Origin of the sequence: Burkholderia sp. AU16482, from assembly GCF_002223285.1 — a bacterium.
GTDB classification, from domain to species: domain Bacteria; phylum Pseudomonadota; class Gammaproteobacteria; order Burkholderiales; family Burkholderiaceae; genus Burkholderia; species Burkholderia semiarida.
In genome coordinates this window covers 927,169-952,361 of the sequence record NZ_NKEY01000006.1, presented here as the reverse complement: position 1 = coordinate 952,361, position 25,193 = coordinate 927,169, and the positions used below count along the sequence as shown (strand labels likewise).

Sequence of the window (25,193 nt, the reverse complement as noted above, 5' to 3'; positions counted from 1 at the left end):
CGACTCATGCTGGTCGGTGTGCCGAAAGAGATCAAGAACCACGAATACCGCGTCGGCCTCACGCCGGCCGGCGCGCGCGAACTCACGCGGCACGGCCATCGCGTGCTCGTGCAGCGCGGCGCGGGCACGGCGATCGGCCTGCTCGACGACGACTACACGGCCGCCGGCGCATCGCTCAGCGACGGCGCCGACGAAATCTTCGCGCGGGCCGACATGATCATCAAGGTGAAGGAGCCGCAGCCCGCCGAGTGCGCGATGCTGCGGCGCGGCCAGATTCTCTACACGTACCTGCATCTCGCGCCCGATCCCGATCAGGCCGCCGCGCTCGTGAAATCCGGTGCTGTGTGCATCGCGTACGAAACCGTGACGGGCCCCGGCGGCGGCCTGCCGCTGCTCGCGCCGATGAGCGAAGTCGCCGGCCGCATGTCGATCCAGGTCGCGGCGACCCACCTCGAAAGCCCGCGCGGCGGCCGTGGCCTGCTGATGGCCGGCGTACCGGGCGTGCCGGCCGCGCACGTCGTCGTGCTCGGCGCGGGCGTCGTGGGCACCGGCGCGCTGCAGATGGCGGTGGGCCTCGGCGCGCGCGTCACCGTGCTCGACAACAACGTGAACCGGTTGCGCCAGCTCGATCTCGTGTTCGCCAACCGGATCGCGACCGTCTGCTCGAATGCGCATACGGTCGACGAAGCCGTGCGCGATGCCGACGTCGTGATCGGCGCCGTGCTCGTGCCGGGCGCGTCGGCGCCGCGGCTCGTCACGCGCGACATGATCGCGACGATGCGCAAGGGGGCGGTCGTCGTCGACGTCGCGATCGACCAGGGCGGATGCTTCGAGACCTCGCATGCGACCACGCACGCGGCGCCGACCTTCGTCGTCGACGGCGTGGTCCACTACTGCGTCGCGAACATGCCCGGCGCGGTCGCGCGCACGTCCACCTTTGCGCTGAACAATGCGACGCTCGGCCATGCGCTCGCGCTCGCCGACAAGGGCTGGAAACAGGCGATGCTCGACGATCCGCACCTGCGCGCGGGCCTGAACGTGTGCGACGGCCACATCACGTACGAAGCCGTCGCGCAGGCGCTTGGGCTGCCGTACGTCCCGGCCGCCGGCGTGCTGGCATGACCGTGCCGGCATGAACCGAACGCAACGCGGCCGGCCGCGTTACGTTCACGCGCCCTTCGACCGGCTCCGCTTGCCGCCGCCCATCGTGCGCGCCAGCAGCGGCCGCAGTTGCGCGAGCGTGCGCGTGTTCAGCACGTCGTGCCGCGTCAGCCAGCCGCGCCGCGCCTGGTCGACGCCGAACGCGAGATTGTCGAGTTCGTCCGCGCTGCATGCATCCGAACCGATCGCGACCGGCACGCCGGCCTTCGCGGCCTCGCGACACCAGACGTCCGGCAAGTCCAGGCGCCGCGGCTGAGCATCGAGTTCGACGAAACAGCCGCGCGCGGCAGCCTGCGCGAGCACGCGCGGCACATCGAGTTCGCAGGCGTCGCGCTCGCCGAGCATGCGACCGGTCGGATGCGCGAGAATCGTGAAATGCGAATGGTCCATCGCGCGCAGCATGCGATCGGTCTGCACGCCGCGCGGCAGGTCGAAACCGTCGCGTACCGCGCCGACGACGAGATCGAGCCGGCCGAGCATCGCGTCGGGCACGTCCAGGCTGCCATCCTCGCGAATGCCCGCTTCCACGCCCTTGAGCAACACGAAATCGTCGAACGTCGCGTTGACGCGATCGATGTCGTCGAGCTGCCGCGCGAGCCACTCGAAGCCGCCGCGAGCGCCGTCGCCAGGCGGGACGCGATCGGTGACGGCCAGATACGCGAGCCCGCGCGCACGCGCGGCCGCGGCCATCGCGCGCAGGCCGTCGCGGCCGGCCGACACGTCGGTATGCGCGTGCAGGTCGCCATGCAGATGCTTGCGCTCCACCAGCGCCGGCAGCGTGCCGGCACGGGACGCATCGACCTCGCCGCGATCCTCGCGCAACTCGGGCGGCACCTCGTGCAGCCCGATGGCCGCGTAGACCGATGCCTCCGTCGCGCCGGCAATCCGCTCGTCGCCGCGAAACACGCCGTATTCGTTGATCTTCAGGCCGCCGGCCTGCGCGATCCTGCGCAGCGCGATGTTGTGCGCCTTCGATCCGGTGAAGTAGACGAGCGCCGCGCCGAACGCATCGGCATCGACGACGCGCAGGTCGACCTGCAACCCGTTGGCGAGCATCGCGCTCGACCGGGTCTTGCCGTGTGCGAGCACGCGCGCCACGTCGCCGTAGCCGACGAACGCGTCGGCGACCGCGGCAGCATCGCGTGCGGTGACGAGGATGTCGAGATCGCCGACCGTCTCGCGGCGGCGGCGGAAGCTGCCGGCCGGCACGGCCTTGCCGACACCGGCCACCGCACGCAGGCGTTCGAGCAACGGCGTCAGCGCATGCGCGGCGTCGGGCAGCAGGAAGCGTTGCGGCTCACGCTGCAGGCGATCGTCGATCGCCTCGATCAGATGGGCTTCGGTTTTCGCACCGAAGCCCGGCAGCTCGCGCACATGCCCGCTCTTCGCTTCGGCGCGCAACTGCTCGAGAGAATCGACGTGCAGCGCGTCGTGCAGCGCCTTCACGCGTTTCGCGCCGAGCCCGGGCACGTCGAGCAGCGCGACGATCGCGCCCGGCAACGCATGACGCAAGGTTTGCTGCAGTTCGCAGGTGCCGGTCGCGGCGATCTCGCGCAGCTTCGACGCGAGATCGGCCCCGATCGACGGAATCTTCCCGAGATCGTCGCCGTTCGCGATCATCGTCGGGATATCGCGGCCGTAGTCGCCGATCGTGCGGGCGGCGTTGCGGTATGCCCGCACGCGAAACGGGTTGGCGCCCTGGATCTCGAGCATGTCGCCGATTTCGGCGAACACGGCCGCGCACTCCGCATTGTGGATCGGCATGATCGGCGTGCCCCCTTCCACGTGGATGGCGCCGCGCGCCGGCGCGACGGCGTCTGCCCGCCCGGCGCCGCGTGTCGACGGCGCCCGGCGCCCGTTGGTCATCCTGCGCCGGCCCGCGCAGCGCGTGCAGCGCGGTGGAAACCGCGACGTCAGAGCGACGCGCGCGGCGTCGTCGCGTAGCGACGCTCGTAGAGCGACTGGCAATGCGTGCAGCGTTCGGCGGTCGGGCGCGCCAGCAGGCGCTCGTAGCCGACCGAGCCGTCGCAGTCGATGCATTCGCCGTAACTGCCGTCGCGCATCCGCCGCTGCGCGCGGCCGATCGCGCGCAGCTCGGTCAGCTTCATGCCGATCAACGCGTGATCGACGTCGACGAACAGATCGGCGTTCGCCTCGTCGCCCTCGTCCGGCGCCGCGCCGGCAAGGTCCGCATAGGATTCCAGCGCGCGCTGGTCCTCGCTCGCGCGGATCTCCGCACGCAGCGCCTGCTCGCTCTCGTTCAGCCGCTGTTTCAGCGTCTGCCGTTGTTGTTGGTCGAGCGACATGGCCGTCTCTCCTGTTCCGGGTTCCGCGCGAAAAAGTGAGGCGCGCGGTATCGCGCCGGTACGCGGCGCGCAGGCATGACCTGCGCCGCCGCATCCGGATGCGCGGCCGGACGTGCAGAACGCCGGACGCATTCGACGCAGGATAAACCCATTGAACACGCGTGTGTTGACCCGAATCAGCGTGCCGGTCACGCAGCGTCAGCGGTGAGGAAACCGGGGACGGACGCGCAATCCCGACGTGCGGCGCGCGCCGCGCGGCCCGTCGGCGCAACCGCGGTGCAGCAATTTTCCGCGCCGCCGCATCGCGTCTTCCCGTGCCCGCGAACCGGCATCAGGCCGTCGGTACGATCGCTCGCGCGGCGCCGACTCGATCATTCGTTTTCCTCAGAATGCATTGCGCCCGATGAAGCCGCGCACCACCGTCAGCAGGATGATCTTGATGTCGAACCAGAAGCTCCAGTTCTGCATGTAGAACAGATCGAACTTCACGCGCGCCGCCATCGCCTCGACCTTGCGCGTCTCGCCGCGATAGCCGTTCACCTGGGCCCATCCGGTGATGCCGGGCCGCACACGATAGCGGTACATGTAGCAGTCGACCAGTTGGCGATAGAAGTCGTCGTGTTCGATCGCATGCGGACGCGGGCCGACCACCGACATCTGCCCGAACAACACGTTGAAGAACTGCGGCAGCTCGTCGAGCGAGGTGCGCCGCAGGAACGCGCCGACGCGCGTGATGCGCGCATCGTTGCGCGACGCCTGCCGCAGGACGCCCGGCTGCGCGCGATGCACGCGCATCGTCCGGAACTTCAGGATGTCGAACTCGCGGCCGTCGACGCCCTTGCGGCGCTGCCTGAACAGCACGGGCCCGGGCGAAGACAGCTTGACCGCGATCGCGAGCATCGTCAGCAGCGGCAGCAATGGAATCAGCACGGCGAACGCGAACAGCCGGTCGAATGCGAACTTCGCCCACAGCTCCGGCGCGGAGCGCGGCGTGGTCGCGAGATTGATCGCCGGCATGCCCAGCACGTCGGTCGCGGAGCGATCGACGACCGCCATCTGCCGCACGTCGGGCAACAGCCGCAACTCGACGAACTCGTCGCGCAGTTCGCGCACGATGCGCTGGATCCGCCACTCGTGCGACATCGGCAGCGTGAGCCACACCTCGTCGATGTGACCGCCGCGAATCAGGTCGCGCAACGCGTTCCAGTCGTCGATCACCGGCACGCCGCCGATGCCGCTCGCGGCGGCCGCCGCATCGTCGTCGAATACGCACGCGGCCACGAACGGGCCGTTCGGCGCAAGCTGCATCCGCTCGATCGCCACGCGCCCGTAGGCCGTTGCGCCGACGACGGCGACGCGGCGTTGCCGTGCGCGCGGGTCGCCGCGCGTCAGCGCGAGCGCCAGCAGCGCCGCGCGGCCGAGCAGCAGCGTCGCGTCGCCGGCCAGCACCGTTTGCACGATCCAGCGCGTCGTGACCGTGCCGCCGCGATTCATCATCCATACCGTGCCGGCCACCGTCAGCACGCTCGCGCACATCACCGCCACCAGCGTGTGCGTCAGCACGTGCGCGCCGCCCTGTACCGCCACGCCGCCGCGCACGGTGCGCAGGTAGCGCGGCAGCAGCGCCACCGTCAACACGCACAGCAGCGCGATCGCGCCGCGTTGCGCGTCGGACAGCGCATGCCAGCCGAGGCCCGACGCCGCCTGTGCGGCGAGCGCCCCCGCCAGCACGAGCACGACGTCGGCTGCCGCGATCGCGGCACGCCGCATCGCATTCGTTCCACCGGACATCGGCTGCATCGTCACGCACCGTGTGCCGGGAATCCGCGACGGCTCTCCAGCATGCGCGGGTGGACCGTCGCCGGCCTCGCATTCCCGCGCGTGCCGAGCAGCCGGCGATAGTCCGCGCGAATCAGGTCGTAGCATTCGCACGCGTGATGTTCGAGGCCGTCGCGGTCGAGCACCGTGATGCGGCCGCGGCGCTGCCGGATCAGCCCGGCTTCCTGCAGGTTGCCGGCCGCCTCCGTCACACCCTCGCGCCGCACGCCGAGCATGTTCGCGATCGTCTGCTGCGTGACCGTTAGCTCGTCGCCGTCGATCCGATCATGCGCGAGCAGCAGCCAGCGGCTGAGCTGCTCGCTGACCGAGTGGTGGCGGTTGCACAGCGCGCTGCGCGAGATTTGCGCCATCGTTGCCTGGCAGGTGTTCAGCAGCAGCCGGTAGGTCTGCGGCGACCGCTCGAACTCGGCGCGCATCACGCAACTCGGCACGCGATAGGCCATTCCGCCGATGCGCACCTCGACCCGGCTCGACGCCGCGATGCCGCCCACCAGCGTCCCCAGCCCGACCACCCCCTCGCGGCCGACCACCGCCACCTCGACCATCGCACCGTCCTCCATCAGGTGCTGCACCGACATCATCGCCGTCGTCGGAAAGTGCAGATGACGCATCGGTTCGCCAACCCGATCGAGCATCCCGGCCTTGATCCTGACCAGTTCGAGATGCGGTGCGATGGTGCGGATGCTGTCCTCCGGGAGGGCAGCAAGGATGGCGTTCGCCGAGTAGCTCGAGTGAAGATGAAGCATGTCTGTATCCCTTTTATCGTCCGCGCCGCCTGCAGCCGCGTGCACGGAACTCGTTATCGCGATGCGCGTCCGGACATTGATGCGGTTGCGGCCCACAACCCCGAATCCGACTGACCATCGGCTTGTCATCGCCGGATTGAGTCCACTGCCACGTTTCGACACGCCAGCCCGAATAAGCGATTTACGTGCCAATACGCGTCCATCCTTAATATATGAATGACATTCGATTTAGAGCCCCCGAATAACCGGCCCCAAAAGCAAAAAAACGTCTCATTTCCGGACACTCGCCCACGCAACGGACACAGCAGGCATTCGATCGGTCAATCCCCATGCATCGGGCCGGCACGGTCGCGTGGGGCCACGATGCTTATCGTTCAAATACTTACAGCGGATTTTCAATTGTTTCCATGATGTGCAGCGCAGCATTCCCCGACGTCGGCGCGCCGCGCACGTTCGTTTCAAACTGTCTCAAATTTGAATCGGCACACTAATTCAGCCCTCTGTCGGTTAGCGCACATATCGCTTACAAGTTATTGATTCAATTGACAAATCAGGCGATCCCCATTTTTTTGTCAAACAATGTTCAATGACTTTCCGGCACTTCGCGGTACGATGCGCAACGTCGTTCGATTGATTCCCTGTCGGCATTGAATGACAAGCAAGCACACGATTCCATTTCCGGATGATTAATTTCAGGGAAACGAATCATTAAATCGACATAACGTTTGCGGCCAATCTCAACCGTCAAACTTTGTGAAATGGCAGGATGCGCAATTATGTGAATTCAATTGCGTGCTAGCCTTTTTTGCGAGTATCGTCATTCGGTTTTTGATCAACAAAAGTCCGCACGGTCGTGCGAAATTTCCGTTCCGGAGTTCGCGCGGACGACGCGCGACCGTCATTCTGCGAGGATGCGCCGTGACTCATCAGGCTCCCGACGCCGTCGCGTATGCGAACGGCATGATCGAGCTTTCCCACAGCTTCGATGCCAACCGTTTTCTCGCGGCCATCGACCGCGACGAACTCGCCACGCTGACGCCCCACCTTCAACTCGTTCACCTGAAATCCGGGCAGGTGCTCTGCGAACCGGGCGAAATGCTCGCCGCCGTCTACCTGCCGGTCACGACCGCGATCTCGCTGCAGTACGTGTCGTCTGGCGGCATGACGCTGGAAGTCGCGGAGATCGGCAGCGAAAGCGTGGTCTGCGACGACGTGATCGGCGGCAGCGGCCAGATGCCGTGCCGGGCGCTCGCGTGCCGCGACGGGTTCGTCTACCGGCTCGACCGGCGCGTCTTCGCGGCCGCGTTCGATGCGTCGCCGGTGATCCGCCATCTCGTGTTCGTCTGCGTGCGGCTGCTGATGGCGCAGGTCTCGCAGATCACGTTCTGCAGCCGTCATCACGTGCTCAAACATCAGTTATGCAGATGGTTTCTGCTCGCGTTCGACCGCACCCGCAGCATCGAGATCCAGGTGACGCACAGCATGCTCGCGCAAATGCTCGGCGTACGGCGCGAAACGGTCACGGACGCCGCCGGCGAAATCCAGAAGCTCGGCCTGATCCGGCAATACCGCAGCTCGATCGAGCTCGCCGACCTCGGCGGCCTCGAAAAAATGTCGTGCGGCTGCCGCGCGATCGTGCGCGACGAGATGAAGCGCATCCTGTCGGCCGACTCGGGCGTGCCGGCCGCGTCGCGCGCGTGATCGGCATGCCGGACCGGGACGGCGCTTCGGCGCCGCACGCGTACCGGTTCAGCTGTTTGTAGGGTGGCGAACAGAACGCCGTGTCTGCCAGTGGTCTACTGATGCCGGACTGCCGGGGGGATGTCAGCGCATATCGCGCGTTCGCCCGAGCGGACGACACCACGCACGCCGGAGCAGCACGTGAAAAACGAAATCAGAACCATCCTGAAGCACGTCGCCCATCTCGAAGCCGCGATCGATTCGATCGGCGACGGGGACGACCTCTACGAAGCGGGCCTCTCCTCCCTCGATACGATCCAGTTGATGCTCGCGATCGAAAAGCAGTTCAACATCGAGATTCCCGACGAGATGCTGAACCGCAACCTGTTCCGCAGCATCGACGCGCTCGCGGACACGATCGCCACGCTGCAACGCACCGAGCACTCCGCATGAGCGCGCTGCTTCCCGAACTCGCGCCCGACAGCGATTCGCATCGCCTCGACGAGGCCGCGCATGCCGTCGCGCAAATCGCCGCCCAGCATGCCGATGCGGTCGATCGCGACGCGCGCTGCCCCGTCGAGGCGATCGAGGCGATGCGCGCGCGCCGCCTGCTCGGCGCGATGGTGCCGACCCATCTCGGCGGCGCGGGCGCGTCGCTGGAAGACATCGCGTCGGCCTGCTCGATCCTCGGCCAGGCCTGCGCGTCGTCGGCGATGGTGTTCGCGATGCACCAGATCCAGGTCGCGTGCATCGTCGACCACGCCGCCGACCAGGGCTGGCACAAGCTGTTCCTGCAGCAGCTCGTGCGTCACCAGTGGCTGCTGGCGTCGGCCACGTCGGAAGACGGCGTCGGCGGCAACCTGCGCGCGAGCCAGTGCGCGCTCGAAATCGACGGCGGCGGATTCCGGCTGCACAAGGCCGCGCCGACGATCTCGTACGGCGACTACGCGGACGGCATTCTCGCCACCGCGCGACGCGATGCGGATGCGCCGGCTTCCGAGCAGGTGCTCGTCACGCTGCTGCGCGACGGCTATACGCTGACGCGCCGCGGCGAATGGGACACGCTCGGCATGCGCGGCACGTGCAGCAACGGCTTCGTGCTCGACGCGCAGGGCGCCGCCGTGCAATGCCTGCCGGTGCCGTTCGCGAAGATCGCCGAGGAAACGATGGTGCCCGTCTCGCACATCCTGTGGGCCGCGGTGTGGATCGGCGTGGCCGGCGACGCGTTCCATCGCGCGCACCAGTTCTTCCGCGCGCAGGCGCGCCAGACCGACGGCGCGCCGTCGCCCGCCGCGCGGCGCATCGCCGAATCGCTGGCGCTGATGCAGGCGATGCAGGCCCGCGTCGACAACGTGCTGCGCCTCCACGCGAACGCGCAGGCCCGCTCGTGGTCGGCCGGCATGGCCTGGGCCGCCGAGATCAATACGCTGAAGACCTACGTGTCGGCGACCGCGCTCGAAGTCGCGCATCAGGCGATGATGATCTGCGGGATGGCCGGCTACAAGCAAGGCACGCCGTTCAGCATCGGCCGCCACATTCGCGACCTGCACGCGGCGCCGCTGATGATCAGCAACGACCGCATTGCCGCCAACACTGCGAGCCTGTTGCTCGCGCTGCGTCCCGCGACGCTGGAGAAACATACGTGAACGATCGCCTCGCCGTGCCCTCCGCCGCCTCCGTTCCCGCCGACGCGCCGCTCGACCGTGCGGGCGTCAACCCGCTGCGCGACGCGCTGATCGACGCGGGCCTGCTGGTCTCGACCGGCATCCAGGGCCTGTTCGGCCGCAGCGAGCGATTCGAGCGCGTCGTCGAAGCGCTCGACGCGTTCGTCACGCGCATCGGCGCCGACCAGCAGGCCGAAGTGCTGCGCTTCCCGCCGGCGATGAGCCGCACCGAGTTCGAGCGCAGCGAATACATGAAGAGCTTCCCGCAACTGGCGGGCAGCGTGCACGCGTTCTGCGGCGACGAGCGCCAGCACCAGCGCGTGCTGCAATGCCTCGATCGCGGCGACGACTGGACCGAGAACCAGAAGCCGACTTACGTCGTGATGACGCCGGCCGCGTGCTACCCCGTGTATCCCGTCGTCGCGCGCGCGGGCGCGCTGCACCCGGACGGCCGCATCGTCGACGTATTCTCGTACTGCTTCCGTCACGAACCGTCGCTCGACCCGACCCGCATGCAGTTGTTCCGGATGCGCGAGTACGTGCGGATCGGCACGCCCGAGCAGATCGTCTCGTTCCGCGAGACGTGGATCGAACGCGGCACGCAGATGATCGAAGCGCTGCGCCTGCCGAATGCGATCGATCTCGCGAACGACCCGTTCTTCGGACGCGGCGGCAAGATCGTCGCGGACAGCCAGCGCGAGCAGAACCTGAAGTTCGAGCTGCTGATCCCGATCGAGCACGACGACCGCCAGACCGCGTGCCTGAGCTTCAACTACCACATGGATCATTTCGGGCTGCTGTGGGACATCCGTACCGCGACGGGCGACGTCGCGCACACGGGCTGCGTCGGCTTCGGCCTCGAGCGGCTCACGCTCGCGCTGTTCCGCCACCACGGCTTCGATATCGACGCGTGGCCGCGCGACGTGCGCGACGTGCTGTGGGGTACGCGATGAGGTTCGTTTCCCGCGACGGCGAAGACGCGTCGTTCGAGAGCGTGCGCCATCGCGCGCGCCACTACCGGCCGCATCCGCTGCACAGTCAGGAGATGGTCTGGAAACAGACCAACTGCTACGTCGACATGTGGCTCGAGGTGCTCCGGTGGTGGGGTCTCAATCCGTACGCGGCGCTGCCGTTTACGATCGCGCTCGATTTCGAGGGCGACCAGTTCACGTTCTTCAAGTTTCCGCACGACGAGCTGGAGCGACTCTACGGGATCGTCGTGCAGGAACATTCGATCTACGAGCCGCTCGACCAGCACATCGAGACGCAGGTCGCGCGCGGCCACCTGATGATCGTCGAGGTCGATGCGTGGTTCCTGCCCGATACGCGCGGCAGCAGTTACCGCACGCAGCACACGAAGACGACGATCGGCATCGACGCGATCGACCGCGGGAAGCACCAGATCGGCTATTTCCACAACAGCGGCTATTACGTCGCCGAGGATGTCGATTACAGCGGGCTCGTCGGCGGCAGTTCGCCGATGGCGCTGCCGCCGTACGTCGAATGCGCGAAGCGACGCTTTGCGCCGCTCGACGAGCGCGCGCTCTGCGATGCCTCCCTCGCCGCGTTGCAGCGCCACCTGCGGCGCCTGCCGGTCGTCGATCCGGTCGCGGCATTTCGCCGGCAGTTGCAGACCGACGCACCGATTCTCGCGGAGGCGCCGCTCGAACGCTTCCATGCGTACTCGTTCAATTCGGTGCGGCAGCTCGGCGCGAATTTCGAACTGTTCGGCCATTACGCGCGCTGGCTGCAGGCAAGCGGCTGCACCGGGCCGTTCGCCGAAATCCGCGCCGCGTGCGATCGCATCGCGTCGGAAGCGATGGTGCTCGAATTCCGGCTCGCGCGCGCGTGCGCACGCGGCAAGGAAGAGCGCGGCGAGTCGACGCTCGACGCGATCGAGGCCGCGTATGGCGACCTCGTCGCGTGCGCGCGGCAGATCGGCGCGCCGCTGCGGCACGTGACGCCGGTGCGCTGCGACACGGAGCCCGTGTCGGCCATGCGGTGACGCGCGCGCGCCCCCTGCCCGCGTGGTCGATGCTGGCGACGCCCGCGGGCGCCGTGCGGCACCCGCGCGACCTCCCGGCCGAGCCAGGCGGCTGGATCGCGGCGCCGGTGCCGGGCACGGTCGCGCAGGCGCTCGCGCTGGCCGGCCGGCTCGACGAAGCCGCGTCGCTCGACGAGCGCGACCACTGGTACCGGCTCGCGCTGCGCGGGCGCGGGCCGCGCATCCTGCGCTTTCACGGCCTCGCGACGCTTGCACAGGCGTGGCTCGACGACACGCCGATCCACAGCTCGGACAGCATGTTCGTCGCGCACGACGTGCCCGTGTCGCTCGACGGCACGCACCGGCTGACCGTCTGTTTCCGCGCCCTCGCGCCGCACCTGCGCGACGCGCGCGCGCCGCGCCGTGCGCGCTGGCGCACGCGGCTCGCCGAGCCGGCCGCGCTGCGCACGATCCGCACGTCGCTGTTCGGACACATGCCGGGCTGGTTCCCGCCGTATGTGCCCACCGGCCCGTGGCGGCCCGTCGACGTGCTCGATCCGGCCGACGGGCCCGTTCTGGCCGATTGCACACTGCAGGCGCGTGTCGAGGGCGACACGGGCTGGCTCGACGCGGAACTCACGTTCGCCGTGGCGCTGCCCGACACGTTCGCGGCGCGGCTGTCGTGCGGCGACCATCACGCGACGCTCGAACGTGCCGGCGCCGCTCAACTGCGCGCAAGCGTTCCGGTACCGAACGTGCGTCGCTGGTGGCCGCATACGCACGGCGAGCCGGCGCTCTACGAGATCGCGCTGCATATCGGCGATGCGCGCCGGCCGCTCGGCTCGACGGGTTTCCGCACGATCGACGTCGATTCCGGCGCGGACGGCAAGGGTTTCGGGCTGCGCGTCAACGGCGTGCCCGTATTCGCGCGCGGCGCATGCTGGAGCAGCGCCGCGCCGCTCGCGCTGCACGCGGACGACGCGACCTACGGCCGCCTGCTCGGGCTCGCGCGCGACGCCGGCTTCAACATGATCCGGGTAGGCGGCACGATGGCCTACGAGGCCGACGCCTTCCACGCATGGTGCGACCGGCTCGGGCTGCTGGTCTGGCAGGACTTCGGCTTCGCGAACTTCGATTACGCGCTCGACGACCCCGCGTTCGCGGCCAACGTCGACCGCGAAGCGAGCCAGTTCCTCTCGCGTCACGGCGCTTCGCCGTCGCTTGCGGTGCTGTGCGGCGGCAGCGAGATCGCGCAACAGGCCGCGATGTCGGGGCTCGGGCCGAAGCAGCGCTTTCTCGAGCTGACGGCCGACCGGCTGGCCGCTCACGCGGCCGCGCACCGCCCCGACGTCCCGTACGTGCCCGATTCGCCCGACGGCGGCGTGCTGCCGTTCACGCCGCGCGAACGCGTGTCGCACTACTACGGCGTCGGCGCGTACCTGCGCCCGCTCGACGACGCGCGCCGCGCGGACGTGCGCTTCGCGAGCGAATGCCTCGCATTCGCGAACGTGCCATGCGATACGACGCTCGCCGAACTCGGCTGGCCCGGCGTGCACGAACCGCGCTGGAAGGCGGCCGTGCCGCGCGACCCCGGCACGTCGTGGGATTTCGACGATATCCGCGACCACTATCTGCAGACGCTGTACGACGTCGCGCCCGACCGGCTGCGGCGCGAGGATCCTGCGCGCTATGTCGAGCTGTCGCGCGCGGTGATCGCGGACGTGATGCGCGAGACGTTTTCCGAGTGGCGACGCACCGGTTCGCGGTGCGCCGGCGCGCTCGTGTGGCAATTCCAGGACGTGATGCCGGGCGCCGGATGGGGCGTGATCGACGCCGCGCACCGGCCGAAATCGGCATGGTATGCGCTGCGCCAGGTGCTGCAGCCGGTCCAGGTGCTGCTCGTCGACGAAGGGCTGAACGGGCTCGACGTGCATGTGGTCAACGAGCGCCCGGCGCCGCTGTCGGCCGCGATCGAGCTGGTCGCGCTGCGCGACGGCCGCACGCCGGTGGCACGGGCCGGCTGCGCGGTGCGGATCGCCGCGCACGACACGGTGCGGCTCGGCTCGGCCGAACTGCTCGGCCGCTTCTTCGACTGGACCTACGCGTACCGCTTCGGCCCGTGCGAACACGATACGGTGGTCGCCACGCTGCGCGCCGACGACGGCACGCCCCTGTCGCAGGCGTTCCATTTCCCGTCCCGCACGCATCCGGCCGTGCTGGCGCGGCGCGAACCCGGGATCGAGGCGTGCGTGTCGCGCACCGGCGAGACCTGGCACGTCGACATCGACACGCGACACGTCGCCCGCCACGTGCAGATCGACGCGCCGGGCTTCATGCCGAGCGACGACTGGTTCCATCTCGCGCCCGGCACGCCGGCGCGCATCGCGCTCATTCCGTCGAGAATCGACGGGAAGCCTGCGGCGGCCGACGATAACGCACCGCCTGCGGTGGAAATCCGGGCCGTCAACGCCGCGCGCGCCGTGCGGGCCACGCCGGCCGGATGATACGACGCTCGCGGCCGCCGCGAGCGTCATGCTTCCCGTATCAGTCGGACGAGCCCGTCCCGCGCGGTCGCTCGATCCCGTACGCCTCCATCCAGCGATACAGCGTCGCGCGCGACACGCCGAGCTCGCGCGCGGAGGCCGCGACGCGCCCGCGCGTCCGCAGCAACGCGGTTTCGATCGCCTCGCGCTCGATCGACTTGCGGATGTCGGCGACCGACGGCGATGCCGCATCGAGGCAATATTCGAGCTCGAGGTCCTGCGCGGTGATCAGGCGCCCCTCCGTCATCACGACCGCACGGCGCACGCGGTTGATCAGTTCGCGGACATTGCCCGGCCAGTCGTGCTTGTAGAGCGCCGTGATCGCATCCGTCGAGAACCCGCGCACGCGATGGCGCGCATCGCCGCGAAAGCGCTCGAGCATGTGATGCGCGAGCAGCTCGATGTCCTTGCCACGCGCGCGCAGCGGCGGCTGGTCGATGCGCATCACGCACAGCCGGTGGAACAGGTCGGCGCGAAAACGCCCTTCCTCCATCGCATCGCGCAGATCGACGTGCGTCGCCGACACGATCCTGACATCGACCGGCACCGGATCGCTGCCGCCGAGACGATGAATCGAACGCTCCTGCAGAAACCGCAGCAGGCTTGCCTGGCTCTCGTGCGGCAGATCGCCGATTTCGTCGAGCAGCAGCGTGCCGCCGTTCGCGGCTTCGACGTAGCCGATCTTGCGCGCGTTCGCGCCGGTAAACGCGCCGCGCTCATAGCCGAACAGCTCCGATTGCAGCAGATGCGGCGGAATCGCACCGCAGTTGACCGCGACGAACGGGCCGTTGCGCCGCTCCGAATGACGATGGATCGCGACGGCCGTGAGTTCCTTGCCGGTGCCGGTTTCGCCGAACACGAACACGGGTGCGTCGGTGCGCGCGAAACGCCGCACCGTGTCGAACAGCCGCAGCATCGCGCTGCAGGTGCCGACGATGCCCTTTTCCTCCGATTCGAGCTGTTCTCGATCGCGCGCGAACAGGCATTCCATGCCGTACGCATGGCCGACCGTATCGGCGATCCGCTGGTGCGACGCCGGCAGCGTGACATAGTCGAAGCAGTAGTCGCGCAACAGCGCGCGCACGTTCGGCGACGCGGTCTGACCGACGTCCACGAGCGCCACCCAGACGACGTCGCGCATCGACGCGCAGGTCGACGCGATGCTGCCGATCGCATCGGCGTGGCCGCCGCTCAGGTCGAGAATGCCGCAGGTAATTTCGCCCGACGTGTCGCGCAGTTCGTTCGCATGCGCGACCACCGTCACTTTCCAGTCGCGGCGCGACAATTCCTTTCGCAGCATCACGGACGGCGACTGCGTCCAGTAAATCAGCGGACGCTGCCCGTTACCGCTCCCCACGCCGGCGCTCTTATCGCGCGTTATTGGCATATTCATAACGAACCGTCACTTTCCGCACTCCGCGAACCGTTCGCGTGCGCTGCGACCGGCGGCGCATGGCCGCCTTTCCGCGCTGCGTTTGCGCAGCGTTGGCGAAGATCGAAACTGCACACGGCGAACACCCCCGGAGGTCGAGCCGAATGTCATCCGGCCTCGTTGTCATCGAACTCGAACGGAATGCGCGGCTTCGGGAGCCATGACATTCCGGCTTTGAAGCGACCCGCCGTCAGGCGGGGCACGTCGGCAAACGGGAACTCCGTCCGCATGTACGGCGCGTCGTACGCGACAGTCGCGCCCGCCGCGGAACCGGACGGCCGCCAAACCGTCGCCGGATTGGCCGCCCCATTTCATCCGCACCTGAATTTACACCCCGTTTCGAGTTGACCTTGTTACCAAAAGATAAACCTGAATCAGGCGGTTACGCTGCCCCGGGTTGCGCGCCATGCGCGTTTGACCACCGAGATTTGATTATCTACGACCATTGCCGTCAATCAGTGGCAAATACTACTTTTCCGCAATATTGATCCTGTCGATTACCTGCGATTTCCGCCGAAATGTCCCAAAAGTACGTGGAACCGTGCTCCACGGACCGCATAATCGCGCCGGCCGCCGCGTAACCGCATCGCGTTGCGCCGGTGTGCCGGCCGCCTGGTCGTTACACGCCGTAATCACCGGCATCCCGCCGCGCAGGCGTTTTGGGGGCATTCCCGCCGAGCGGCCTGGATTCAGGAGGCCGGCCCGCGCGTCGTGCGGTGCAGCACGATGGCCCTCCTCGCGCGACCGCCAACCCTCCCGTCTCGACCCGAAGCCGGCACGCCGGAAGATCACCACGGCGGTGCAAGCGCGCGACCGGCAGCGTCCCGACTCAGGCGTCCACGCCGCACGGGCGCGTGGGCGCGCGGGATTTCGACGAGACGCGGCGAGATCGCATCGCCCGGTCGGCACCACGCGATCGACGACGCGCCGTGCCCGGCGCGGCCGCGCTTCATTGCCGGCCGCCACGATGAATCAATTATGAAAAAGCACCGGCCCCGACGGTGTGTGCTACCGCACATTGCGACGCTCACGCGACGCGCGCGTCGCCTCGTATCCCGCGCTGTGCCTGCGAATCCGGAGCGTGAGTGCGCTTTCGAACAGACCGCCCCATCGCGCATCCGGATGATGAAGATCGCCGCGCCGCACGGATCGATCGCGTCCGTAGGGTGCGGCGTGCCGAAGGCATCACGCGAGGACAGCATCATGGAATGGCATTGTTGTGAATTCGAACATCTGAGCGCCGTCGATCTCTATGCAATCCTGCGCGCGCGCAACGCCGTGCTGGTGGTCGAGGACGCGCACACGCATCTCGACATCGACGGCAAGGACGCCGGCGCGCTGCACGTCTATGCGAGCATGCGCAACGGCGACGCCACGGAAGTCGTGGCCTACGCCCGCATCCTGCCCGGCGACGACATCGATCCGGACGTCGTGATCGACAAGGTGCTGACGAGCGAAAGCTGTCGGGACGACGACACGCTCGAACGCCTGATCGGACGCGCGCTCACCGCCGCGCAGGCCGCATGGCCGGACACCGCCGTGCGCACGCACGTCCCCGCGCCGCGTCAGGCGTTCTACAAACAGTTCGGATTCCGCAAGGCCTACGGCCCGTATCTCGAACAGGGTGCGCCGTTCGTCGGCCTGGTACGCGCGGCCGACCGTGCGGCCGGCGCGCTGCGTTACCTGCTGTCGCGGGCCGTTTCCGTCTCGCGCAACGACGACGCGCGCGCCGACGGCCGCGCTCGCACCCGGCTGCCCGTCGATACCGGAGCGAACCGATGACCCCCACCCTTCGCCCGGTTCCCGAACCCGATCTGCCGAGCATCCTGCCGGTGATTCTCGCCGGCGGCTCCGGCACGCGGCTGTGGCCGTTGTCGCGCGAGCAGTATCCGAAGCAGCTGATCGAGCTGGTTTCGGACGAATCGCCGCTGTCGGCAACGGCACGCCGCCTGAACGGCATCGCAAACGCGTCGCTCGGCGACACGCTGCTGCTCGTATGCGGCGAACAGCATCGCTTCATGAGCGCCGAGCAGGTGCAGGGCCGGTCGGCGCCCGCCCGCATCCTGCTGGAGCCGGCCGCGCGCAACACCGCGCCCGCGCTGACGCTTGCCGCGCTCGACGCGAGCGCGCTCGTGGACGATCCCGTGCTCGCCGTGATGCCGGCCGACCACGTGATCGTCGATGTCGGCGCATTCCAGGACGCAATCGCCCGCGCGGCACGTTATGCGCAGGAAGGCGCGATCGTCACGCTCGGCGTGCTGCCGCGCCGTGCCGAGACGGGTTACGGCTACATCCAGGTGGGCGAGCCGCGCGCGGGCCGCCATGGCAGCGAAGGCGGCTACGCGATCGGGCGTTTCGTCGAAAAACCCGATGCGACGCTCGCCGAACGCTATCTGCAATCGGGCGATTACTGGTGGAACAGCGGGATCTTCGTCACGCGCGCATCGGTCTGGCTGAAGGCGATCGGCGCGCTCGCGCCGGACATCCACGCCGCTTGCGAAAGCGCGTGGCGCGCGGGTGTCGCGGACGATCCGTTTTTCCGGATCGATGCGGCGGCCTTCGACGCGTGCCCGTCGGATTCGATCGACTATGCGGTGATGGAGCGCCTCGCGGAACACCGCGAGCTCGGCATCGAAGGCATCGTGGTGCCGCTCGCGGCCGGCTGGTCGGACGTCGGCACGTGGGACGCGATCTGGGAAATCATGCCAAAGGACGATCACGGCAACGTCGCGCGCGGCCCGATCGTGTTCGAGGACACGCAGGACAGCTTCGTGCGCTCGGAAAGCCGCCTGATCGCGTGCGTCGGGATGAAGGACGTCGTCGTGATCGAGACGGCCGATGCCGTGCTCGTGGCGAACAAGCACGACGTGCAGCGCGTGAAAAACGTCGTCGCCCGCCTGAAGACCGACCGGCGCCCGCAGGCGAGCGAGCACCGCAAGGTGCAGCGGCCGTGGGGCCATTACGATTCGATCGATTTCGGCGCGCGCTTCCAGGTGAAGCGGATCGTCGTCGAACCCGGCAGGCGGCTGTCGCTGCAGATGCACTATCACCGCGCCGAGCACTGGATCGTCGTGCGCGGCACCGCGAAGGTGACGCGCGGCACCGAGACGTTCCTGCTGTGCGAGAACGAATCGACGTACATCGCCGTCGGTGAAGTGCATCGACTCGAGAATCCCGGCCGGATTCCGCTCGAAATCATCGAGGTGCAATCGGGCGACTATCTCGGCGAAGACGATATCGTGCGGTTCGATGATCAGTACGGGCGGGCAATCGTCGGCGCCGCTCCGCCGCGCGCGGGAACGACGTCCGCGCAGCCGACGCCGGTCGTACCGCTCTCCGCCGGCGAGCCAGGCTGACCGGACGCGCGTCAAAAGAAGGCAGAGGAACGCGACGCCGTGCGACAAGTGCGTGCGAATCGCGTCGGCGCGCGCCGCGCGTGCCGACGGCGCGGATGCCGCGCACCGCTCGATCAGGTCCTGCTTACCCTAATCCGTGCCGCGCTGCGACCAGCGCGGCCGTCTGACGGATTCGCGCACGCGCGGCAGGAGCGACGTATCGGCGCCGAGCGCGTCGGGCGCGCCCGGCGCAGACTGGCGCGCGCGCGCGCACGGAACGCTCCTCGACCGATCGTTCGGGGAAGGGGCCGCGGGCGCACCGGCTGCGCACTCCGGCTCAGGTCCGACCCGCACCGGCAAGCCGCCGATCCCGGACAGCCGATTGTCGGCCAGCCGTATGTCGGACACGTTGCCCCACAACCGAATGCCGTCGAATCTCGCATTCGACACGCGATTGCCGATCACGGTCACCCGCGACACCGAACCGGACCACGTGCTGACCTCGATCGCCGCTTGCTGCGTGAGCGGGCGCGAATCGGTCCGGCCTGTCGCAGTCTGGATATCGGCAATCACGTTGTGCTCGATCCGGACGTCGGACGAGCCGGCTGTACGGTTGCTGTCCTCCTGCGCGACGAGAATCCCCGCGCTGACCTGCACGTTGCGCACGATGTTGTTCGAAATCGTCACGTCCGCACCGCCGACGACGGTGATGCCACGCCCCCACGGGTTGCCTTCCAGCGAGTTGCCGGTAATCATCACGTTGCGGGTCAGCACGCCCTCCGCCTGGTAACTCACCACGGCGATCATGTCGTCGCCGGTGCCGCGCACGACGTTGCCCTGTACCAGCACGTTGCGCGAGCCGTGCGTCATGTGGATGCCGTCCGCCAGCGTCGACAGTACCTCGTTGCCGACGATCGCGACATCCGCACCGCCGAACACGAAGATGCCGGCACCCGCGCCGCCGTCGACGATGTTGTCGAGCACCTGTACGTCTCGCCCCGTTACCTCGACCTTCGTCGACTCCGGCGTCGTCAGGCGCGTCGTGCCGGTACCCATAAGCCGGAACCCGACGAGCGTCGTACCGTCGCCGCGCAGCTCGATCGTCTGGTCGTTCGGCGCGGTGGCGATCAGCGTCGCGCCGAATCCCGACAGCACCACACGCGCCTGCCGTACGACGAGCGAGCGGCCGACGACATAGCGCCCCGGTGCGAATACGAGCCGCTGCCCCGGGCGCAACGCATCGAGCGCGCGCTGCAACGCGTCGCCCTGATCGGCCGCGGCGGGATCCGGACGCACGTATGCGTCCGGTACGGCCGCATGAATCGCGGCCGGTTCGCCCGCGGCGGTTGCGGATACCGCGGGTTTCGACCACGACAGCCCGCCCGCGATGCACATCGCGGCGATCACGCCGCGCGACAGACGTTGCAATTCATGCATGGCGTATCGTTTCCCTGGCAGGTTTTCGCGCGCGTTGAACCGCACATGTCGACGGCCGACTGCATGGCCCGTCCGCGAGGCCGACGAAAGCGGCGACGCTTCGCCGTTGATTAGATCAGGGGCGTCGATCGGCTTCGGTGCGTCATCAGACCAAGCGCGCAACGTCCGGGCCCGACGATGATGCCGAAGCTCAAGCGGTACGCGTTCGTACCGCCGTATCGCGTCCCGGCCATGACGGGAAGCCGGCAATATGCGCGAACCCCGTCCGCAATGCGACCAGATAGACGGCGATCGGGATCGCGACACCGGCCAGCGTGCCGAGCACGAGGTGGACTGCCAGGCCGGTGATGCCGGCGCGCATCAGCACGATCCGTACGGCCGCCATCGCGAAGATGTGGGTCAGGTAGATCGGCATCGATGCGCAACCGATCGCCGCCAGCCATCCCGCGCGTGCGGGCTGCGACGCATACCGATGCGCGAGTTGCAGCGCCAGTGCGATGCCCGAGAACGCGGCGGGAAGCGCCCAGATGCTCGTCGCGCTACCGACGCCGTGAGCGAACACGACCGCGGCGACGAACGCCGTTGCCGTGGCGGCGCATGCGGTCGGCCCGCCATGGCGCGCGAGCCACCGGGGCAATTCCTGCGACGCAAGCACACCCGCCACGAAGAACGGTGCGTTCATCAGCGTGATCGACAGGATGCCCCACTGCGTCGCCGCGCCGAGCGCCAGCCCGAGCACCGCGCATCCGGCGAGCCAGCCGCGCGCCCGCGATGGCATGGGTGCGCGCGTCACATCCGGCACGGCCGCCGCGAACGCCCGGATGCCCAGCATGCAGAGCATCAACGCGTACAGGAACCAGAACTGGGCGAACGGTCGCCAGCCGATCGCCAGCAGGTCGTTCAGCGTAAACGGATGATTGGTGCCGTGCGACGCCATTGCAATCTGCACGGCGCCCTGCGCGATCGACCACAGCAGGTACGGATACACGATCGTCCGGATCTTCGACCACAGGAAGCCATGCGGCGTGCGGCGCAGCGAGCTGCAGACGTGCAGGCCGGACAGGAAGAAGAACAACGGCATGTGGAACGTATAGATCACGTAGTCGTTCCACGCGAATGCCGTGTCGGCCGCGCCTGCCGGCACGAGGTCGGCGGAAACGGCGCCACGCAGCACATGCCCGTATACGACGAGAATGATTCCCGCGCCGCGGGCGACATCGAGGTGGATTTCGCGTGCAGTCATGATGAAGCGGTGGCCGGCCGTCAGGTTCCGCACCGGCCGAGATATCGGATAGTCGTTCACTGTATGGATGGCCGACGCGCGGGACAGTGCGGTGGGGAACAGTGGGTCGTCGTGCCGCCCGGCGGATGTCCTACAGCCCCTCGAATATCTCCTTCATCATCTCGGCGCTTCTGCTCCAGCGATACTTGTCCGCGTGCAGGCGCCCCTTGCGTTTGAGCTCGGCCCTGAGTTCGTCGGAATCGAGCAGGCTCCGCAATTTCCGCGCGATGTCGTCCTGCGAATACGGATCGCAGTACAGTGCCGCGTCCGCACAGACTTCCGGCAGGGCTGCCGATTTGCCGACCACGGCCGGGCAGCCGTAGCGCATCGCCTCGAGAGGCGGTATGCCGAAGCCTTCGTAGATCGACGGGTAAAGAAAGCACGCCGCGTTCTGATACAGCGCCTTCAACTGTTCGTCGCTGATATAGCCGACGTACTTGATGTTCGGCTCCGCGGCCGCCGCCATCGGGTCCTGCTTGCCGAACACGGTGGCGTTCTGCATCCCGACGATGACGAGATCGACCGACGGATCGTCGATCTGCCTGAACGCCGCGATCAGCCGGCCGAAGTTCTTGGTGGGATTCATGCTGCTGACCGCGAGCACGAACCGGTTCGGTGTCAGCGCATGCTTGTCGAGCACGCTCGTGTCCGGTTCCAGCGTGTCGAGATGATCCGCGCCGAGCGGCACGACGCTGATCTTCTCCGCGGCAACCCCGCAGTGATGCGCGAGGCGATCCCGCGAGAAATACGAGTTGGTCAGCACGCGGACGGAAGTTCGCGCCAGGATCCAGAACATGATCCGGTACCACACGCGAAACGGGCGCGAGAAATGCGCGGGCGTGTCGAATACCGCCGCGTCGTGCATGTAGATGATCTGGTTGCCGATGAAAATGGATGCCGAATTGCTGAGATTGACGACGCGGCCGCGGCGCGCGAACAACGGGAGCACCAGTTGCTCCCAGACCACGCCCTTGTAAAAGCCGACCTTGATCGTCCTCGCGCCACTCACCTCTATACCGGGCTGCGGAGGCACCAGCACGGTTACCGGATCCTGCGGCTGAAACTTGATCAACGCGGCGATCAGCTCGCGTGCGACGCGTTGCACGCCGGTTGTCTTCTGCGTGGTGAATCGGCCGTTGTATACGAGTTGCCTCGGTTTCTTGAAAGCGCTCATGTCAATAAGGGGATATCAAAGTCAGGCTTTGACGTGATCCACGGCAACCGGCTCGAAGTCGCGCGTGGCAACGCGCGGCTCGTCGGGGCCCAGTCCGTAAAGCGCGTGCCATTGCCGGAAGATCGCGCTCATCGAAAACCGCTGAATCGCGCGCTTTCGCGCGGCTTCGCCCATCTGCTCGCGAAGCCGACGATCGTCGCGGAGCGTGCTCAGGTAACCGACCATCTCGTCGGGGCTCGACGCGACGTAGCCGGTCACGCCGTGGATCACCACGTCGCGATTGCCGACGACGTTCGTCACCACGGCCGGGATCCCCGCAACCTGCGCTTCGATCAGCGCGACCGGCATCCCCTCCCAGCGGGAGGTCTGGACATAGATGTCCAGTTCCGACGTGAGCGTCAGCGCACGCTCGCGGGTCACCCAGCCGCTGCAGGCGACGGCCTGGCGCCGCGACGAATCGGGAATCTCCGCCACGTTGCCGCCGATCCAGAGAAATTCGACGTCGGCGCCGCGCAGCTCGTCGGCCAGTCGTACGAATGCTTCGTGATTCTTCTGGAACGACGCGCGACCGCTCATCCCGATGACGACCTTGCGATCGTCGCGTGTTCGGCGAGGCGGAATCTCGGCGACGTTCACCCCGTTTTCCACCAGAACCGCGGATTTCGCGCGAACTTTGCGGTTGATCTCGCCGAGCTCGCTGCCCGAGCACGCGACAATGGTGCCGCCGATACGCGCCGCGATGCGCTCGAAGCTCAGATACGCGAACTGCTTCATGCGAGAGACGTCGCAGCGCAGGAACGACAGACCGTGCGGCGAGTAAAGCACCGTCGCGGTCGGCGCGGCGATCCGGGCGGCGATGCGTCCCAGCACGCCTGCCTTCGACGAGTGCAGATGAACCGCGGTCGGCCCGCAGTCACGCAGGTTCCGGACCAGCGCGCGCAAGCTCCGCAGATCACGCCGGACGTCGACCTCGCGCACCATGTCGACGTAAACGAGCTTCACGTCGGGCCGGAACAGCGTAGCGAAATCGCGCGGGGTTTCCGGCCGGATCGAGTGAAGTACCGTCACGTCGACGCCCGCTGCCGCGGCATGGTTGGCGAGATAGGTCAGCATCGACAGCACGCCGCCGCCAAACGCCTCGGCAATATGAACGATCTTTTCTTTGGTCATCTCTGGATTGGTCGATTCGATCGCACTGTTCGTTGCCCAGCGCGCCGATGAGGCGGCGCATCGTCAAGTCGCGAGCGATCCATACACATCGTAATCCCGATGTATTACGCATTCCTCATTGATGAACACGTGGCCGTCACGAACATTGCTTCGCATCCGTCATGGCGGGCCTCGCTGTCGCGCCACGCGGCCACCGATATCCGTCGTTACGCGTTCCTCAACGGTCCGGACCATTGTGCAGCGCATGCCGGACGCACTGGGTGCGATGGCTAACCGAACAGGCGATTCGGCCGGCGCAGCCGCGAGCGCGCGGTGCTCATTGCACGTCGGTGCGTGCGGCGGGCAGCTTGCGCACGCGCGCAAGCGGATTGGACAGGTAGCGGATCGCGCGATTGCTCAGCGCGGACGACGGCAGCAAACATGCGAGCGACAGCACGGTGACCGCTGCCTTCTTGGCAGGACGCCAGAACGGATTGCGCAGCACGGTATGCCAGTAGCGTCCGGATTCGCACAGGAACCAGCGCCAGCGCCGCGCCAACGGCGCGCGATACAGCGTGCTCGCGAAGCGCGCCTTCTCGATCGCGAAGTCGAGCGGGGCGATCGGTAGCGCTTCCTGCAGCCGGGCGCCGGCGAGCGTGCGCAGGATCGACCAGCGGCGTTCGGCCTTCAGTGCGCCGGTGGCCGCGTCTTCCGAATTGGCGAGCGCAAGGGCCGGGGCGTCGGTTGTGCTTGCATTCGACTGCTGGTGCACGCGATAGCCGCCGAGCGTCGCGTCGATCATGTGGACGGCCCCGAGCAGCGCGATGCCGTAGATCGCGTAAAAATCGGCGCCGTGCAGATTGTCGGCGGTGACGGGTACCGGAAAGATGCGCTTCAGCGCGGCGACGCGATACGCGTTGCCCGATGCAGGCGGTGACGGGTACAGCCAGCCTGCGCGCAACAGGCGGCCGCAATCCGTATCGACCGCGGACTGCGGCACGCTCGCGCCGGTCCGCACGCCATCGTGCGCGATCACGTCGAGCCGGAAATGGACCTTCACGAAATCGCCGGACGCGAACGCGGCGAGCACGCGTGCCGCGGCGTCGGCATAGAGCAGATCGTCGGCGTCGAGCAGGATGACGTAGCGCGACGCGACAAGCTCGAGCGCGCGGTTGTACGCGGCTACCTGGCCGCGATTCTCCTGGAACACCGCCGTCACGCGCTCGCCGTACGAGCGAATGATGTCGCGCGAATCGTCGGTCGACCCGTCGTCGACGATCAGCACGCGGACGTCGCGCACGGTCTGCGCGAGCGCCGAGTCGATCGCTTCGCGCAGGTAGGCACCATGGTTGTAGTTGCAAATTGCGATGGTCAGGTCGGTCATGTGCGGAAGTCGGACGAGCAGCGCGCGGACAATCCTGGTCATGATACGGATCGCGCGGCCGCGCACAGTTCGCGAGC

Annotated in this window: 19 protein-coding genes; 9 read left to right on the top strand and 10 right to left on the bottom strand. The window is 67.7% G+C overall.

Annotated elements, in window-relative coordinates:
• Nucleotides 1-6 precede the first annotated feature (6 nt).
• Nucleotides 7-1,122, top strand: a complete 1,116-nt coding sequence (gene ald / locus CFB35_RS21640; RefSeq protein WP_059574621.1) for an alanine dehydrogenase — start codon at nt 7-9, stop codon at nt 1,120-1,122.
• Nucleotides 1,123-1,167: 45 nt separating this feature from the next.
• Here ald and polX read toward each other — a convergent pair whose 3' ends face one another.
• The 4 genes from polX to CFB35_RS21620 all read right to left on the bottom strand — a co-directional run bounded on the left by polX (nt 1,168) and on the right by CFB35_RS21620 (nt 6,052).
• Nucleotides 1,168-2,925 carry a DNA polymerase/3'-5' exonuclease PolX gene (gene polX / locus CFB35_RS21635; protein ID WP_089465783.1) on the bottom strand — a complete coding sequence of 586 codons (1,758 nt, stop codon included), beginning with the start codon at nt 2,923-2,925 and terminating at the stop codon, nt 1,168-1,170.
• A 149-nt stretch (nt 2,926-3,074) separates the two neighbouring features.
• Nucleotides 3,075-3,467, bottom strand: coding sequence for a TraR/DksA family transcriptional regulator (locus tag CFB35_RS21630; RefSeq protein WP_059574623.1), 393 nt, complete (start codon nt 3,465-3,467; stop codon nt 3,075-3,077).
• Between the two features lie 384 nt (nt 3,468-3,851).
• Complete coding sequence (locus CFB35_RS21625; RefSeq protein ID WP_089465782.1) at nt 3,852-5,258, bottom strand: undecaprenyl-phosphate glucose phosphotransferase; 1,407 nt, start codon at nt 5,256-5,258, stop codon at nt 3,852-3,854.
• An 11-nt stretch (nt 5,259-5,269) separates the two neighbouring features.
• Complete coding sequence (locus CFB35_RS21620; RefSeq protein ID WP_059639360.1) at nt 5,270-6,052, bottom strand: Crp/Fnr family transcriptional regulator; 783 nt, start codon at nt 6,050-6,052, stop codon at nt 5,270-5,272.
• A 918-nt stretch (nt 6,053-6,970) separates the two neighbouring features.
• Here CFB35_RS21620 and CFB35_RS21615 point away from each other — a divergent pair.
• From CFB35_RS21615 to CFB35_RS21590, 6 genes are all read left to right on the top strand, one after another.
• On the top strand, nt 6,971-7,753 hold the full coding sequence (locus CFB35_RS21615) for a Crp/Fnr family transcriptional regulator (RefSeq protein ID WP_179231773.1): 783 nt from the start codon (nt 6,971-6,973) through the stop codon (nt 7,751-7,753).
• A gap of 180 nt (nt 7,754-7,933) precedes the next feature.
• Nucleotides 7,934-8,185 (top strand): acyl carrier protein, encoded by a 252-nt coding sequence (locus tag CFB35_RS21610; RefSeq protein ID WP_006490451.1) that lies wholly within the window; start codon nt 7,934-7,936, stop codon nt 8,183-8,185.
• Nucleotides 8,182-9,378: an acyl-CoA dehydrogenase family protein gene (locus tag CFB35_RS21605; RefSeq protein ID WP_059639359.1), complete on the top strand. Its 1,197-nt coding sequence runs from the start codon at nt 8,182-8,184 to the stop codon at nt 9,376-9,378. Before CFB35_RS21610 ends, CFB35_RS21605 begins: the two co-directional genes overlap by 4 nt.
• Entirely contained in the window at nt 9,375-10,349 is a 975-nt protein-coding gene (locus CFB35_RS21600) for an amino acid--[acyl-carrier-protein] ligase (protein ID WP_089465549.1), read from the top strand. The genes CFB35_RS21605 and CFB35_RS21600 overlap by 4 nt, the downstream gene beginning before the upstream one ends.
• Nucleotides 10,346-11,401 carry a DUF1839 family protein gene (locus CFB35_RS21595; RefSeq protein WP_089465781.1) on the top strand — a complete coding sequence of 352 codons (1,056 nt, stop codon included), beginning with the start codon at nt 10,346-10,348 and terminating at the stop codon, nt 11,399-11,401. Before CFB35_RS21600 ends, CFB35_RS21595 begins: the two co-directional genes overlap by 4 nt.
• Nucleotides 11,402-11,430: 29 nt before the next feature.
• Nucleotides 11,431-13,884, top strand: coding sequence for a glycoside hydrolase family 2 protein (locus CFB35_RS21590; RefSeq protein WP_226094184.1), 2,454 nt, complete (start codon nt 11,431-11,433; stop codon nt 13,882-13,884).
• Nucleotides 13,885-13,924: 40 nt separating this feature from the next.
• On the opposite strand, the gene CFB35_RS21585 is transcribed toward CFB35_RS21590, so the two are convergent.
• Nucleotides 13,925-15,316: a sigma-54 dependent transcriptional regulator gene (locus CFB35_RS21585; RefSeq protein WP_059574633.1), complete on the bottom strand. Its 1,392-nt coding sequence runs from the start codon at nt 15,314-15,316 to the stop codon at nt 13,925-13,927.
• Between the two features lie 1,242 nt (nt 15,317-16,558).
• Between CFB35_RS21585 and CFB35_RS21575 the strand changes: the two genes are divergently transcribed.
• The gene (locus CFB35_RS21575; protein WP_059574689.1) at nt 16,559-17,137 is read left to right on the top strand and encodes a hypothetical protein; all 579 of its coding nucleotides are present in this window, start codon (nt 16,559-16,561) and stop codon (nt 17,135-17,137) included.
• Nucleotides 17,134-18,711, top strand: a complete 1,578-nt coding sequence (locus CFB35_RS21570; RefSeq protein WP_089465548.1) for a mannose-1-phosphate guanylyltransferase/mannose-6-phosphate isomerase — start codon at nt 17,134-17,136, stop codon at nt 18,709-18,711. Before CFB35_RS21575 ends, CFB35_RS21570 begins: the two co-directional genes overlap by 4 nt.
• Nucleotides 18,712-18,840: 129 nt before the next feature.
• Here the strand turns inward: CFB35_RS21570 and CFB35_RS21565 are convergent, their stop codons facing one another.
• From CFB35_RS21565 to CFB35_RS21545, 5 genes are all read right to left on the bottom strand, one after another.
• Nucleotides 18,841-20,127 carry a nitrous oxide reductase family maturation protein NosD gene (locus tag CFB35_RS21565; RefSeq protein WP_059608912.1) on the bottom strand — a complete coding sequence of 429 codons (1,287 nt, stop codon included), beginning with the start codon at nt 20,125-20,127 and terminating at the stop codon, nt 18,841-18,843.
• A gap of 190 nt (nt 20,128-20,317) precedes the next feature.
• Nucleotides 20,318-21,370 carry an acyltransferase family protein gene (locus CFB35_RS21560; protein ID WP_059574691.1) on the bottom strand — a complete coding sequence of 351 codons (1,053 nt, stop codon included), beginning with the start codon at nt 21,368-21,370 and terminating at the stop codon, nt 20,318-20,320.
• A gap of 130 nt (nt 21,371-21,500) precedes the next feature.
• Nucleotides 21,501-22,583: a glycosyltransferase family 1 protein gene (locus CFB35_RS21555; protein ID WP_059574640.1), complete on the bottom strand. Its 1,083-nt coding sequence runs from the start codon at nt 22,581-22,583 to the stop codon at nt 21,501-21,503.
• A gap of 21 nt (nt 22,584-22,604) precedes the next feature.
• Nucleotides 22,605-23,753 carry a glycosyltransferase gene (locus CFB35_RS21550; RefSeq protein ID WP_059574641.1) on the bottom strand — a complete coding sequence of 383 codons (1,149 nt, stop codon included), beginning with the start codon at nt 23,751-23,753 and terminating at the stop codon, nt 22,605-22,607.
• 316 nt (nt 23,754-24,069) lie between these two features.
• Nucleotides 24,070-25,116: a glycosyltransferase family 2 protein gene (locus CFB35_RS21545; protein ID WP_059574643.1), complete on the bottom strand. Its 1,047-nt coding sequence runs from the start codon at nt 25,114-25,116 to the stop codon at nt 24,070-24,072.
• Nucleotides 25,117-25,193 lie beyond the last annotated feature (77 nt).

Excerpts from the sequence above, each read along its gene's own strand:
- CFB35_RS21575 (WP_059574689.1), top strand. The coding sequence starts at position 16,559 with ATGGAATGGCATTGTTGTGAATTCGAACATCTGAGCGCCGTCGATCTC.
- CFB35_RS21555 (WP_059574640.1), bottom strand. The coding sequence starts at position 22,583 with ATGAGCGCTTTCAAGAAACCGAGGCAACTCGTATACAACGGCCGATTC.
- CFB35_RS21605 (WP_059639359.1), top strand. The coding sequence starts at position 8,182 with ATGAGCGCGCTGCTTCCCGAACTCGCGCCCGACAGCGATTCGCATCGC.
- CFB35_RS21550 (WP_059574641.1), bottom strand. The coding sequence starts at position 23,753 with ATGACCAAAGAAAAGATCGTTCATATTGCCGAGGCGTTTGGCGGCGGC.
- CFB35_RS21545 (WP_059574643.1), bottom strand. The coding sequence starts at position 25,116 with ATGACCGACCTGACCATCGCAATTTGCAACTACAACCATGGTGCCTAC.
- CFB35_RS21565 (WP_059608912.1), bottom strand. The coding sequence starts at position 20,127 with ATGCATGAATTGCAACGTCTGTCGCGCGGCGTGATCGCCGCGATGTGC.
- CFB35_RS21560 (WP_059574691.1), bottom strand. The coding sequence starts at position 21,370 with ATGACTGCACGCGAAATCCACCTCGATGTCGCCCGCGGCGCGGGAATC.
- ald (WP_059574621.1), top strand. The coding sequence starts at position 7 with ATGCTGGTCGGTGTGCCGAAAGAGATCAAGAACCACGAATACCGCGTC.
- CFB35_RS21590 (WP_226094184.1), top strand. The coding sequence starts at position 11,431 with ATGCTGGCGACGCCCGCGGGCGCCGTGCGGCACCCGCGCGACCTCCCG.
- CFB35_RS21595 (WP_089465781.1), top strand. The coding sequence starts at position 10,346 with ATGAGGTTCGTTTCCCGCGACGGCGAAGACGCGTCGTTCGAGAGCGTG.
- CFB35_RS21585 (WP_059574633.1), bottom strand. The coding sequence starts at position 15,316 with ATGAATATGCCAATAACGCGCGATAAGAGCGCCGGCGTGGGGAGCGGT.
- CFB35_RS21630 (WP_059574623.1), bottom strand. The coding sequence starts at position 3,467 with ATGTCGCTCGACCAACAACAACGGCAGACGCTGAAACAGCGGCTGAAC.
- CFB35_RS21620 (WP_059639360.1), bottom strand. The coding sequence starts at position 6,052 with ATGCTTCATCTTCACTCGAGCTACTCGGCGAACGCCATCCTTGCTGCC.
- CFB35_RS21625 (WP_089465782.1), bottom strand. The coding sequence starts at position 5,258 with ATGTCCGGTGGAACGAATGCGATGCGGCGTGCCGCGATCGCGGCAGCC.
- polX (WP_089465783.1), bottom strand. The coding sequence starts at position 2,925 with ATGCCGATCCACAATGCGGAGTGCGCGGCCGTGTTCGCCGAAATCGGC.
- CFB35_RS21570 (WP_089465548.1), top strand. The coding sequence starts at position 17,134 with ATGACCCCCACCCTTCGCCCGGTTCCCGAACCCGATCTGCCGAGCATC.